This window comes from Hafnia paralvei ATCC 29927 (genome assembly GCF_001655005.1).
Lineage (GTDB): Bacteria > Pseudomonadota > Gammaproteobacteria > Enterobacterales > Enterobacteriaceae > Hafnia > Hafnia paralvei.
In genome coordinates, this window is sequence record NZ_LXET01000021.1 from 35,467 (window position 1) to 48,885 (window position 13,419).

The 13,419-nt window shown below is 47.7% G+C and carries 13 protein-coding genes; 10 read left to right on the top strand and 3 right to left on the bottom strand.

Annotated features, from left to right (window positions below; genetic code table 11):
• The first annotated feature begins 9 nt into the window (after positions 1–9).
• From nuoJ to M988_RS06775, 6 genes are all read left to right on the top strand, one after another.
• On the top strand, positions 10–588 hold the full coding sequence (gene nuoJ / locus M988_RS06750; protein ID WP_004092602.1) for an NADH-quinone oxidoreductase subunit J: 579 nt from the start codon (positions 10–12) through the stop codon (positions 586–588).
• Positions 585–887, top strand: a complete 303-nt coding sequence (gene nuoK, locus M988_RS06755; protein WP_004092601.1) for an NADH-quinone oxidoreductase subunit NuoK — start codon at positions 585–587, stop codon at positions 885–887. The genes nuoJ and nuoK overlap by 4 nt, the downstream gene beginning before the upstream one ends.
• Positions 884–2,731 carry an NADH-quinone oxidoreductase subunit L gene (gene nuoL / locus M988_RS06760; RefSeq protein ID WP_008814014.1) on the top strand — a complete coding sequence of 616 codons (1,848 nt, stop codon included), beginning with the start codon at positions 884–886 and terminating at the stop codon, positions 2,729–2,731. Before nuoK ends, nuoL begins: the two co-directional genes overlap by 4 nt.
• Before the next feature lie 88 nt (positions 2,732–2,819).
• Positions 2,820–4,358, top strand: a complete 1,539-nt coding sequence (nuoM, locus tag M988_RS06765) for an NADH-quinone oxidoreductase subunit M (RefSeq protein ID WP_064573373.1) — start codon at positions 2,820–2,822, stop codon at positions 4,356–4,358.
• Between the two features lie 6 nt (positions 4,359–4,364).
• Complete coding sequence (gene nuoN / locus M988_RS06770; RefSeq protein WP_008814013.1) at positions 4,365–5,837, top strand: NADH-quinone oxidoreductase subunit NuoN; 1,473 nt, start codon at positions 4,365–4,367, stop codon at positions 5,835–5,837.
• Between the two features lie 189 nt (positions 5,838–6,026).
• Positions 6,027–6,581 (top strand): sugar O-acetyltransferase, encoded by a 555-nt coding sequence (locus M988_RS06775; protein ID WP_064573375.1) that lies wholly within the window; start codon positions 6,027–6,029, stop codon positions 6,579–6,581.
• 76 nt (positions 6,582–6,657) lie between these two features.
• Here M988_RS06775 and M988_RS06780 read toward each other — a convergent pair whose 3' ends face one another.
• From M988_RS06780 to M988_RS06790, 3 genes are read right to left on the bottom strand one after another with little or no spacing between them, the layout of a single operon-like run.
• Entirely contained in the window at positions 6,658–7,314 is a 657-nt protein-coding gene (locus tag M988_RS06780; protein ID WP_008814011.1) for a DUF799 domain-containing protein, read from the bottom strand.
• Positions 7,311–7,670 carry a DUF4810 domain-containing protein gene (locus tag M988_RS06785; protein WP_064573378.1) on the bottom strand — a complete coding sequence of 120 codons (360 nt, stop codon included), beginning with the start codon at positions 7,668–7,670 and terminating at the stop codon, positions 7,311–7,313. Before M988_RS06785 ends, M988_RS06780 begins: the two co-directional genes overlap by 4 nt.
• 26 nt (positions 7,671–7,696) lie before the next feature.
• Entirely contained in the window at positions 7,697–8,368 is a 672-nt protein-coding gene (locus M988_RS06790) for a CsgG/HfaB family protein (protein ID WP_008814009.1), read from the bottom strand.
• Positions 8,369–8,766: 398 nt separating this feature from the next.
• On the opposite strand from M988_RS06790, the gene M988_RS06795 reads away from it, so the two are divergent.
• The 4 genes from M988_RS06795 (at position 8,767) to M988_RS06810 (ending at position 13,306) form a co-directional block, all read left to right on the top strand.
• A complete protein-coding gene (locus M988_RS06795; RefSeq protein WP_004092586.1) occupies positions 8,767–9,186 on the top strand; it encodes a MarR family winged helix-turn-helix transcriptional regulator in 420 nt (139 codons plus the stop codon).
• Positions 9,187–9,228: 42 nt separating this feature from the next.
• On the top strand, positions 9,229–10,578 hold the full coding sequence (locus M988_RS06800) for an MATE family efflux transporter (protein WP_064573381.1): 1,350 nt from the start codon (positions 9,229–9,231) through the stop codon (positions 10,576–10,578).
• 160 nt (positions 10,579–10,738) lie between these two features.
• Positions 10,739–12,346 carry an ABC transporter substrate-binding protein gene (locus M988_RS06805; RefSeq protein ID WP_064573386.1) on the top strand — a complete coding sequence of 536 codons (1,608 nt, stop codon included), beginning with the start codon at positions 10,739–10,741 and terminating at the stop codon, positions 12,344–12,346.
• Between the two features lie 102 nt (positions 12,347–12,448).
• Positions 12,449–13,306 carry a hypothetical protein gene (locus M988_RS06810; RefSeq protein WP_064573388.1) on the top strand — a complete coding sequence of 286 codons (858 nt, stop codon included), beginning with the start codon at positions 12,449–12,451 and terminating at the stop codon, positions 13,304–13,306.
• The last annotated feature ends 113 nt before the right edge of the window (positions 13,307–13,419 follow it).

Genomic DNA, 13,419 nt, shown 5'->3' on the forward strand with positions numbered 1-13,419 from the left:
GAGCCAAGCATGGAATTTGCATTCTACATTGCAGCGCTGGTGGCCGTGGTGGCAACGATCCGAGTGATCTCGCACACCAATCCGGTTCACGCCTTGCTGTATCTCATCGTATCGCTGCTGGCTGTCGCTGCGGTGTTCTTCTCGCTGGGCGCTTATTTCGCCGGGGCGTTGGAGATCATCGTTTACGCCGGTGCGATTATGGTTCTGTTCGTGTTCGTTGTGATGATGCTCAACCTGGGAAATTCTGTGGTTGAGCAAGAGCGCGCATGGCTGAAACCTTCGCTGTGGATTGGGCCAAGCTTGCTGTCTCTCATCCTGCTAGCGGTGCTGGTCTACGCCATTATGAGCGTGAACGATCAGGGTATCAGCGGCGACATGATTGACGCGAAAGCGGTCGGTATCGCGCTGTTTGGTCCTTATGTTCTGGCTGTTGAACTGGTGTCTATGCTGCTGCTAGCCGGTCTGGTGGTGGCGTTCCACATCGGGCGTGAGCATAAGCAGGGCGAAGTCTTTAGCAAAACACCAGAGACAGAAGCCAATAAAGCCAAGGCAATGGCGGTTAAAAACAAGGCGGAGGAGCGAGCATGATCCCGTTACAACACGGTTTAATTCTGGCGGCCATCCTGTTTGTTCTCGGGCTGACCGGCCTATTAATCCGACGCAATTTGCTGTTTATGCTGATTAGCTTGGAAATCATGATCAACGCGGCTGCTTTGGCATTCGTGGTGGCGGGGAGCTATTGGGGACAGGCAGACGGTCAGGTGATGTATATTCTGGCTATCAGCTTAGCGGCTGCGGAAGCGAGCATCGGCTTGGCGCTGTTGCTGCAATTGCATCGCCGTCGCAACACCCTGAATATAGATACTGTCAGTGAGATGCGCGGATGAACCTACTCTACTTAACAATATTGCTGCCGTTAATCGGGTTCTTGCTGCTGGCATTTTCCCGTGGTCGCTGGTCAGAAAGTACGTCGGCTATCATCGGCGTTGGCTCTATCGGTCTGGCTGCTCTAGTAACGGCTTATGTTGGCTTTGATTTCTTAAGCCAAAAAGCGGATGGCGTGCAGGTGTTTAACCAGCACCTGTGGAACTGGATGGCCGTGGGTGATTTTGGTATTCCAATCACTCTTACGCTTGATGGCCTGTCGTTAACCATGCTCTCCGTGGTCACCGGCGTGGGCTTCTTCATTCATATGTTTGCCTCTTGGTATATGCGTGGTGAAGAGGGGTACTCCCGCTTCTTCGCGTACACCAACCTGTTTATCGCTAGCATGGTAGTTCTGGTACTGGCGGATAACCTGCTGCTGATGTATCTCGGCTGGGAAGGGGTAGGGCTGTGCAGTTATCTGTTGATCGGTTTCTACTACACCAATCCAGCTAACGGCGCTGCGGCGATGAAGGCGTTCATTGTGACCCGTGTGGGTGACGTGTTCTTAGCCATTGGCCTGTTCATTCTTTATAACGAACTGGGCACCCTGAACATCCGTGAACTGATGATTCTGGCACCGCAGAAATTGGAAGTCGGCTCCGCCGCCATTACTTGGGCAACGCTGATGCTGCTGGGTGGTGCTGTGGGTAAATCTGCACAGCTGCCGCTGCAAACGTGGTTGGCAGATGCGATGGCGGGTCCAACTCCGGTATCTGCACTGATCCACGCCGCGACCATGGTTACCGCGGGTGTTTACCTGATTGCACGTACTCATGGCTTGTTCCTGATGGCGCCAGAAATACTGCATCTGGTGGGCATTGTTGGTGCTGTTACGCTGGTGCTGGCTGGCTTTGCTGCGCTGGTGCAAACCGACATCAAACGTGTGCTGGCTTATTCAACGATGAGTCAGATTGGCTACATGTTCTTGGCGCTTGGCGTTCAGGCATGGGACGCGGCAATTTTCCATTTGATGACGCATGCGTTCTTCAAAGCGCTGCTGTTCCTCTCTTCTGGCTCGGTCATTTTGGCCTGCCATCACGAGCAGAACATCTTCAAAATGGGTGGGTTGCGTAAATCGCTGCCGCTGGTTTACATCTGCTTCTTGGTGGGTGGCGCTGCGCTGTCAGCGTTGCCAATCGTCACCGCAGGTTTCTACAGTAAAGATGAGATCCTGTGGGGCGCATTGGCTTCTGGTCACATCAACCTGATGACTGCGGGTCTGGTTGGGGCGTTCCTGACGTCGCTGTATACCTTCCGTATGATTTTCATTGTGTTCCATGGCGAAGCACACACCAAAGCCCATGCCGGTAAAGGCATTGCGCACAGCCTACCGCTGATCGTGCTGCTGGTTCTGTCTACGTTCATCGGTGCGTTGATTACACCACCGTTGGCGGGCGTGCTGCCAGAAAGCCATAGCGGTGAAGCAGGTAAGATGACCTTGGAAATTATCTCCGGCGTTGTCGCGATCGTTGGCATCTTGTTGGCTGCTGTCTTGTACCTGGGTAAACGCCAGTTTGTGAACAGCGTGGCGCAAAGTGCGCCAGGTCGCTTCTTCTCAACGTGGTGGTTCCATGCGTGGGGCTTCGATTGGCTATACAACATGATCTTTGTTAAGCCGTTTAAAGCCGTTGCTTACCTGTTACAGCGTGATCCGCTAAACAGCCTGATGAACCTGTTCGCTGTCTTTGCGCGTTGGGGGAATCGTGGTCTGGCGGTGAGCGAGAACGGTCAGTTGCGCTGGTATATGGCATCTATGGGTGTGGGCGCAGTGGTCGTATTGGCTCTGTTGTTATTGGTCAAATGAATAGAGTTTAAAACCTGAAGAGTAGGGGCAGTTGGCCCCTACTAATAACAAGTTTTACATTATTCAATTTTAAGGGACACAAAGCGCCATGTTATTACCTTGGCTAATTCTTATCCCGTTTATCGGTGGCTTCTTAAGCTGGCAGAGCGAGCGCTTCGGCACCAAAGCTCCACGCTGGATTGCACTGATAGCAATGGGTCTGACGTTAGTGTTGTCTCTGCAACTCTGGTTGCAGGGCGGCTATTCTCTGACTCAGGCAGCGGGTATTCCGCAGTGGCAGTCGGAGTTCTCCATACCGTGGATCCCTCGTTTCGGTATTGAATTCCATCTTGCATTAGACGGCTTATCACTGCTGATGGTCGTGTTGACCGGCTTGCTGGGTGTGCTAGCGATTCTCTGTTCTTGGAACGAGATCCAGAAGTATCAGGGCTTTTTCCACCTGAATCTGCTGTGGATTCTGGGCGGCGTTATCGGTGTGTTCTTGGCCATCGACCTGTTCCTGTTCTTCTTCTTCTGGGAAATGATGCTGGTGCCGATGTACTTCTTGATCGCTCTTTGGGGTCATAAAGCATCAGACGGCAAAACTCGTATCAGTGCGGCAACCAAGTTCTTCATCTATACCCAGTCCAGCGGTCTGATCATGCTGATCGCGATTTTGGGTCTGGTGTTCGTTCACTACAACGCAACCGGCGTGTGGACATTCAACTATGAAGACCTGCTGAATACGCCGATGAGCCATAACGTTCAGTATCTGCTGATGTTGGGCTTCTTCATTGCTTTTGCAGTGAAAATGCCGGTAGTTCCATTACACGGCTGGTTACCCGATGCACATAGTCAGGCACCAACCGCAGGTTCTGTTGACCTAGCGGGTATCTTGCTGAAAACCGCAGCCTATGGTCTGCTACGTTTCAGTTTGCCTCTGTTCCCTGAAGCTTCTCATGAGTTTGCACCGATCGCCATGTGGCTGGGTGTGATTGGTATCTTCTACGGCGCATGGATGGCATTTGCTCAGACCGATATTAAGCGTCTGATCGCATATACCTCTGTTTCTCATATGGGCTTTGTGCTGATCGCGATTTATTCTGGTAACCAACTGGCTTATCAGGGGGCAGTGATTCAGATGATTGCACACGGCTTGTCCGCTGCCGGTATGTTCATCATCTGCGGTCAGCTGTATGAGCGTCTGCACACGCGTGATATGCGTCTGATGGGCGGCCTGTGGGGGCGGATTAAATATCTGCCAGCGCTGTCGTTGTTCTTCGCCGTAGCGACGTTGGGTATGCCAGGTACTGGTAACTTTGTCGGTGAGTTCATGATCTTGTTCGGCAGCTTCCAAGTGGTGCCGGTTATCACGATTATCTCAACCTTCGGTCTGGTGTTTGCCTCTGTTTATTCGTTAATCATGATGCAGCGCGCCTACTACGGTGCTCCAAAATCTGACAAACCATTGCCGGGCATGAGTGCGCGTGAGCTGTCAATTATTCTGCTGCTGGTGGTTCTGCTGGTTGCGCTGGGTCTTTATCCTCAGCCTATTCTGGATACGTCCAGCGCAGCAATGACGAACGTGCAGCACTGGTTTAGCTCTGCTTCAACTTTGCAGTCATTATCTACAACAACAAGGCCGTAATTCGCCATGACAATAACTCCTCAACATCTGATCGCACTGTTACCGCTGTTGATCGTCGGATTGACGGTGGTGGTTGTGATGCTGTGCATTGCGTGGCGACGCAACCACTTCGTCAACGCAACGGTGACAGTGATCGGTTTGAACCTAGCGCTGCTTTCGCTCTATTTTGTGGGGCAGCTTCTTTCTGCAACGGACGGCTCGTTAAGCGTAACTCCGCTATTCCGCATTGATAGCTTCTCCATGCTTTATATTGGGCTGGTGTTGCTGTCGAGCCTTGCGACTAGCACCTTTGCTTATCCGTGGCTGCAAGGCTATCCCGATAACCGCGATGAGTTCTACCTGCTGGTTCTGATCGCGACGCTGGGTGGCATTGTGCTGGCCTGTGCAAACCATTTGGCTGCGCTTTTCATTGGTATTGAGCTTATCTCTCTGCCACTGTTTGGCCTGATCGGTTATGCCTACCGCCAGAAACGCTCGCTGGAAGCAGCTATCAAGTACACCATTCTGTCAGCAGCGGCTTCGTCCTTCCTGCTGTTTGGTATGGCGCTGCTCTACGCTGAGTCTGGTGACCTGTCGTTTGTTGGTTTAGGTAAGAGCATGAGCGATAGCATGCTGCATGAGCCGCTACTGCTGGCGGGCTTGGGCTTAATGCTGGTTGGCTTCGGTTTCAAACTGTCTCTGGTTCCGTTCCAGTTGTGGACGCCTGACGTCTATCAGGGTGCGCCTGCGCCGGTTTCAACCTTCCTCGCTACGGCCAGCAAGATTGCGATCTTTGCGGTTCTGATGCGTCTGTTTATGTATGCTCCTGTCACCAACAGCGAAACCGTTCGTTTGGTTCTGGGTATTATTGCGTTCTGCTCAATCCTGTTTGGTAACCTGATGGCGATCACTCAGAGCAACATCAAGCGTTTGCTGGGTTACTCTTCGGTGTCACATTTGGGTTATCTGCTGGTCGCGCTGATTGCGGTGCAAAGCCAACAGATCTCCGCGGAAGCGGTAGGTGTTTATCTGGCAGGTTATCTGTTCGCCAGTTTGGCCTCCTTTGGCGTAGTGAGCCTGATGTCTAGCCCTTACAGCGGCCCTGATGCAGAGTCACTGTTCTCATACCGTGGTCTGTTCTGGCACAAGCCGATTCTTTCTGCCGTCATGACGGTTTCTATGTTGTCACTGGCAGGTATTCCAATGACGCTAGGCTTTATCGGTAAGTTCTACATCATCTCCGTGGGTGTGAGTGCGCACCTGTGGTGGTTGACCGGTGCCGTTGTCGTGGGGAGTGCGATTGGTTTGTACTACTACCTACGCGTGGCTGTCAGTATGTATCTGCATGCACCTGAGACATTGGTACGTGATACGCCAAATAACTGGGCACTGACTGCCGGTGGCGTTGTCGTTCTGATTTCTGGGATCTTAGTGGTTCTGCTGGGTATCTTCCCGCAGCCATTGATTTCTCTGGTGCAGATGGCACAGCCGATTTTGTAATAGTCTTTCCTGAGTGTTAATCTCAGGTAAATGAAGCCCCTGTTCGCGTAAGCAGCAGGGGCTTTTTGTCTTTTTGATATCCATCATCTAACCGTATCTGTTAGCTAAATAGTGCATATTTGCGTCAGATGCGTCCCTGTTATAAACCCTGCGGCATGCTAGTTTGACGTTTTCTACAGAGAGACTGATATGCGCGCGTTTGATCTAATGACTTCGGGGAAAGAGTATTTTATTAACGATGATGAACTGCGTGAAATTCGCTACGTGACGCGTGACCGCGTGGACGCTTTCAATGCACTCAGCGCCCGGAATGTTATGGAGAAAAATCGTCTCATTACAGACATTTTTGCTCAGGTGGGAGAGAACGTTCACATCGAAAAGGGGCTGCGGGTTGATTATGGTTGTAACACTTATTTTGGCTCCAATGTCTTTATCAACTTCAACTTTGTCATCCTTGACTGTGCGAGGGTGACTATTGGCGACAATGTTTTTATTGGTCCTGATGTTCAACTTTATACCGCTCAACATCCGCTGGCGATAGATTCGCGTAATGCGCATATCGGCAGTGCACAGCCGGTGACTATTGGCAGTAATGTGTGGATTGGCGGCGGTTGTATTATTTTACCAGGAGTGACTATCGGTGACGGCGTTACCGTGGGTGCTGGGAGCGTGATAACGCGTTCGATTGAGGCTAATGTGGTGGCGTGCGGTAACCCTTGTAGCGTACATAAAGTACTGAGCTAACGCTTTGTGCTTAAAGAGATATTGACACAAAAAAGCCCCGCAGTGCGAGGCTTGATAGGATTATGGTGTAGAAACGTTACTGTGCGTCTTTGCCATATTGAGGCGAACGTGGCCCATAGAGAATGCCATTAGGCGTTCCCGCAGATAGCAAACGGACGCTGGTGATACCGGCAATATCGTGGCTCTTATCGTTCAGCGTATTGCTAACCTGATTGATCATGGCTGTGACAACCATGCCGAGCAGTCCGCCGGAGTTATCGTCATTCTCGGTGCTAGATGCCGTAGCAGAGCCGCTCCACAGTGTTTTCCCATCGCGTAGATCCACCAGTTTCGCCGTGGCTGAGACGCGGGTATCACTGGAAATCACTTGGTAAGACGTGCCATATTGAGTCACCGTCAGATACAAAACAGCATCCGCACCAAAGATTTGGCGCAGCTTGGCAGGACTTGCCGCGTTGATATCTCCAGCATTGGTCATGCCATTTTGCTTGAAGGTTTCCTCCACCACGGCAACAGGGAAGACGTAGTATCCAGCCTCAGCCAAAGGGAAAGTGACCTGAGACAGAAGACCGTGGCTAGCCGTTATATCAGGAGACTGATTTTGTGGCAGCAACACCAAAATGCTTTTCGGTTTGCTTTGCTTAAATGCCGAATAGTCATGTTTAACAGGGGATACACAGCCGGTCAGGAGCAACGCGCTAATCAAACCGCATAGAGCGAGAAGATATTTCATTTCATCGCTCCTTTATTCTTGCGGGTCAGAAAGTCCATAAACGTCGCTGATTCTGGGTACTGCGCTTTCTCTGCTTCAAACTCGGCCATCGCCAAATCCATCTGTCCGGTATTGCTATAAAGCATGCCTAAGTGAGCATGTAATCCGGGAGGAACCGACAAACCTTTCGAGCGAGATTTTTCGATGCTTGCCTTTAGCGTCGCAATCTGTTGTTCAGGGCCGGTTTCTCCCAACTGGTAATATTGATAAATCGTGGACTGATAATTATCCCAGTTATAGAGTGGCTTTGGTGCCGTGGCACAGCCTGCCAAAAGGGCTACGGCTAGCAGTAACCCCGAATGTCTAACAAACTTCATAAAATAGTTATCCGTATATTTTATAATTATTGAGCTGGCTGCCATGCCCCGTTTTGGATACCTGTAACCAGATTGTTGACGGCTTCACGGATAGCCAGATCTAATACTTTACCATTCAGCGTTGAGTCGTAACTTGCGGTGCCGCCAAAGCCAATAATTTCACGATTAGATAACTCATATTCACCAGCACCTTGAGATGAGAAGACCACTTCAGAGGTTTGAACATTGACCACGTTCAAGTTAACTTTTGCATAAGCTACCTGAGATTTTCCGCGACCCAGAATACCGAAAAGCTGGTGGTCACCTGTCTCTTTACGGCCAAATTCGGTAACGTCACCGGTAATGACGTAGGTCGCACCTTTTAACGTTTGGGTTTGGCCTTTAATACCGGCTTCTTCTTTCAGTTCAGCCATATTGGTGCGGTCTAAAACGTTAAAACGACCTGTTTGCTGCAGATGAGTGACAAGAATAGTTTTAGACTGGTTACCTAGGCGATCAACGCCATCCGAGAAAATTCCGTTCATATAGCTAGAACGGTTATCGAATTTTCCGACAGAAATAGGGCTGCGAGGACCGTTATATTGGGTTCCATAAGAAGCTACTTTGGCCACTTCTAAAGAACGAGAAGACTCTGAAGCACAGCCACTAAGAAAAGTTGCCAGAGACAGCGTTGTTGCAATAAGAATTTTCTTCATCATAAGTCTATTTTTCACCAGAGTTGAGTTTTGTGTCATGTAATAACGGCAAAGAAAGAAATATTTGCTTGCAAGCGCAAACTGATAAGCCTGCAAATGATATTTTTATATTTAATTCTTTAAAAATTAGCCGCTAAAGATAACAGCTTTTATTTATGATTAAAAATTAGGATGGGTAACTATTAGTCACTTGAAGGAAAATAAAACGTTTATTTTAAATATTCCGATATGTTATCTGAATTACAGAATATGTGATTGTTATAAAGAAAATCTCAGAACATTAATGGGAGTAGTTCTCAACAACTGGACGGTAAGGTTGACTCTGATTGTCGATTTGCATTTAGTATGTTAGCCTAACTAAATAGAAGCTAGTGTGGCAACCCTCTCTGCGGATTCCCCAAATGATTAACGATCTAAAGAAACTTCAGTGGCACCTCTGGTTTTGCTGGCGTGAGGTTTCACGTCAAAGCGGCAGTATGGAGCTCACCAACAGTGAATTTGATTATCTTTATGCTTTGTTGGAGCACCCGCAGGGTGTGCGGCTAACCGAGCTAGCTGAGTGCATGAAAGTGAGTAAGGCATCAGCTAGCGCAATGGTGAGTAAGCTAGAAAGCCGAGGATATATCCAACGCGTGCCTTGCTCAGACGACGGAAGAGCGACGTTATTGCAGGTGACGAAGAAAGGGACTGCGTTAGAAAAAGAAGAGATGGATATCTATGCAGAAACAGCTCAGAAAATGGCGAGCGCACTGACGCCTGAAGAGCGGCAACAATTTGAGTTATTACTGCATAAAGCCTGTCACGGCTTGAATACCGATTAAGTTTTCATTGAACAGTGTAAAAAGAGCTATTTAGGACGCGTTATGTTGCACCAAAGTATTACCCGAACATTCTGGCATTATAGTATTCCGGCCATCGCCGCACTGTTAATCAGTGGGCTGTACCAGATTGTCGATGGTGCATTTATCGGTCACGCGATGGGTGCCGAAGGTTTATCGGCGATCAATATGGCATGGCCGCTGTCTGGTGTATTACTTGCGGTTGGGATGATGATCGGAATGGGCAGCGGCGCATGCTGTTCGCTCGCGCAGGGTGAAGAGAAAATAGATAAAGCTCGCCGCATCTTAATGCAGGTTTTTTGGTTGCTCATTGCTCTCGGTATTGGTGTGGGGAGCTGTGTTGCTTATATGGCTCCGCTCTTTATGCGGATGCAGGATGCCTCGGGCATTATTGAAAATTACGGTATCGATTATCTCACGATTGTCGGAATATCGGGACCGATAGTGCTCGGTAGTATTGCGATGCCGCTGCTAGTGCGTAATTTAGGCGCACCTCGTTTGGCAACTTTTGCCATGCTAGTTGGGGCATTAATGAATGTCTTATTGGACTATATTTTCATTATTCGCCTCGGGTGGGGATTAAAAGGCGCAGCATTGGCGACGATCACCAGCGAAAGTTTGGCTGTACTGATCTGTATTGGTTTTATCTTCAGTCGATATAATAAATTGCGGCCTCAACGCTCGCATATTGCTTTTAATTTACGCCTAAGCTTAGCGTCTTTGACCACCGGTTTTTCCAGCATGCTGATGTATCTCTACCTCAGCGTCGTTGTGATGTTACACAATCTGCTCTTCATGAAATATGGCGGGCCGGTTGAAGTGGCAGCTTATGGTATTGCCAGTTATTTGATTGGTTTCTATTATCTCTTGGCTGAAGGCGTATGTGGTGGAATGCAACCACTCGTCAGCTATTATCATGGCGCGAGACAGCCAGAAAAAGTACGTAAAGTGCTCAGTTTAGGGCTAATGACCGCGGTAGGTGGGGGGATCATACTCGCACTGGCCATTTTTATTCTGCCATCGTTATTTGCCAGCATATTTATTTCTGGCGACAACGTATTACGGTCGGCGACGATTCATGGTCTGCGTCTTCACCTATTTGTGATGTTTCTTGATGGCTTTATTGTGTTGGCGGCGACATTCTTTCAGGCATTGGGACACGCTCGTTACGCTACCTTTATTACGCTCAGCAATATGCTGATCTTATTTCCGTTCTTGGCTTTATTTCCGTGGATATTCGGCCTTAACGGTGTGTGGTTGGCCATGCCGTTGTCAAATATTTGCTTATCGGTTGTGGTGATTTTAATGCTTAAGCGTCAGCTACGCCGTTTAGGTATTAACCTTTCCTCGAAACAGAAACCTTTAGCCAGCTAAATGAATGAGATATTGAAATCCAGCCTAATGATATGGCTGGATTTTTTTTAATCATATCGTTAAGCACAACGCCGTAAAAAGATAATTCGCGAGATCCAACACAACAATCTCATGGTATGAAGCGTAACGTATCCGCACTGACGACTGATAAGGGAATACCATGAAAATATTAACGCCATTGTGGCTGGTCAGCCTGATAAGCGTGGCACCATTATATGCAGCACAAATTCCAGCAGGTACAACGCTCGCTCCTCAGCAGGTTTTCCGTTACAACAACCACAGCGAACCCAGCACGCTCGATCCGCAGAAAATCGAAGAGAACACCGCAGCACAGGTTGCGTTCGATCTGTTCGAAGGATTGGTATGGCTGGATGGCAATGGAAACGTTCAACCGGCTCAGGCTAAAAGCTGGAAAATAAGCGACGATGGTAAACAGATTATCTTCACCTTACGCGAAAATTTGCGTTGGTCAGATGGCTCGCCGCTCACCGCAGAGGATTTTGTGTTTGCTTGGCAACGTGCGGTTGACCCAGCAACAGGGAGTCCTTTCGCCGACTATCTGGCTGCAGGGCACGTTGTGAATGCTGCACACATTGTCAGCGGTAAAATATCGCCACAGCAATTAGGCATCAAAGCGGTTGATGCGCGTACTTTACAGGTTGATTTAGAGCAGCCAACGCCTTGGTTTATTTCAATGCTGGCATGGCCTACCACTTTCCCTGTTCCACACACCGTAGTGCAGAAATATGGCGAAGACTGGACTCGACCAGAACACCTCATTTCTAACGGGGCGTTTGTGCTGGCAAACCGGGTCGTGAATGAAAAGATTGTCGCGAAACCTAATCCGCAATATTGGAATCGCGCAGAAACTGTTCTTACACAGGTTGAGTATTTAGTGGTTGATAACGCGGTTTCTGGCTACAACCGCTATCGTGCAGGTGATTTAGATTTAACGTGGGTGCCAGCCGATCAAGTTAAAGATATTCAGCAGAAAATGCCTGATGAATTACACATTATTCCGCGTTTAAATACCGAATATTATAATTTTAACACCTCGATGCCGCCGTTTAATGATGTGCGGGTGCGTCGTGCGCTTTATTTGACGGTTGACCGCGATCTTATCGCCCATAAAGTGCTTGGCTTACGTGAACCCGCAACTACGCTGACTCCGCCTCAGGTTACCGGCTTTAAGCCTCCTGTACTGGATGAATTAGATGAGCCGCTAGCACAGCGAGTGATTCTAGCCAAAGGGCTACTGCATCAAGCGGGCTATGATGAGCAACGCCCACTGAAATTCGAGCTGTTTTACAATAAATATGATCTGCATGAGAAAACGGCTATTGCGCTTTCGTCTGAGTGGAAGAAGTTGCTGGGCGTTCAGGTCACGCTGCGTAATATGGAGTGGAAAACATACTTGGATGCACGTCGGGCCGGAGATTTTATGTTGTCGCGCCAGTCTTGGGATGCCACCTATGATGAGCCATCGACGTTTTTAAACACGCTGCAATCAACCAGTGTCGAAAATGTGGGACACTGGTCAGATGCAGAATATGATAGGTTATTAAAGCAGGCCGAGAGCGTTGCCGACCCTGTGACTCGTAATGTTTTATACTCGCAGGCAGAGTTACGAATTAATCAGCAGGCACCGATTATCCCTATCTATTATCAACCGTTAATCAAATTGTTAAAGCCTTATGTGGGTGGTTTTCCGGTCCATAACCCGCAGGATTATATCTATAGCAAAGAGTTGTATATTGTTGCACATTAGGTTTAGTTTGGCTTAATTCAATATATCACCATGGGGGGGAGTCAGTTGCCCGGTGGTGATATATTATGAAGTTATGGTTTTTATCAATGGAATTGATTATATATGAATAGTGAAAACACGGATGTGATTGATGATGTAAATGATTCTTCTAAAGGAGTATCTGGCGCAGAAACTAACATCATACCGAAGAAAATTAATCGCGCGATAAAAAATGGCTGGCAAGCGGGAATTGTTTTGTTTGTGTTGACACTGTGTCTTTTTGTTTATCAATGGATAGTATTTAAAACGCCATTGTGGGATTTAATTGATGTGGTGATTTATTTACTGTTGTCTTATGGGATTTATCGACGCAGCCGCACATGCGCTATATTGATATTGTTGTTATATATTCTTTCTCAGGCGATAGCACCAAAATTATATTATATTGGCAATGTGAAAACGGAGTATCATTTTAATATATTGTTGATTGTTTTAATCGTGTGTTTCTCATATGGTGTCGTAGGAACGATAGAGTTTCATCGTTGGCGTAAAGGGAAAAAATTCAACGATAAAAAAATAACTAAATATATGTTTGCTTGCGCAGTTGCCTCATTTCTTCTTTTGTTTGGGATAATGAAAGGCACTGAGTGGATAATGCAAAGAATTACACCGGCTCAGTGGGCCGCGGTTGACGAAGATATTTCGAAGACCAAAAGTTCGTATCCATTAAAGCTAAATAATGAAATAACAATAAAAGACGTTTATCGTAATAATAATGTATTAACCTATGAATATACATTAACGGATGTGAAAAAAGAAGATTTCACTAGGTTGAATATATATCGACTTAGTTTGCCAGCATTTAAAAATATGTGTAATCAGCCAATTATCCAGTTATACAATATGAAAGTCGAGTATCTCTTTATGCGTGGTCTTGACCAAATTAGTCTGACGTTTGATAAGGGGGATTGTCCACATTAGCTCAAATGACGAGCTTGCTATTTTCACGGTCATAGCGTCATCATATCCTTACTCTATGACCGTAAGAATTATGTCACAAATAAAATATGTTACAGTAAAGATACTTATGATAG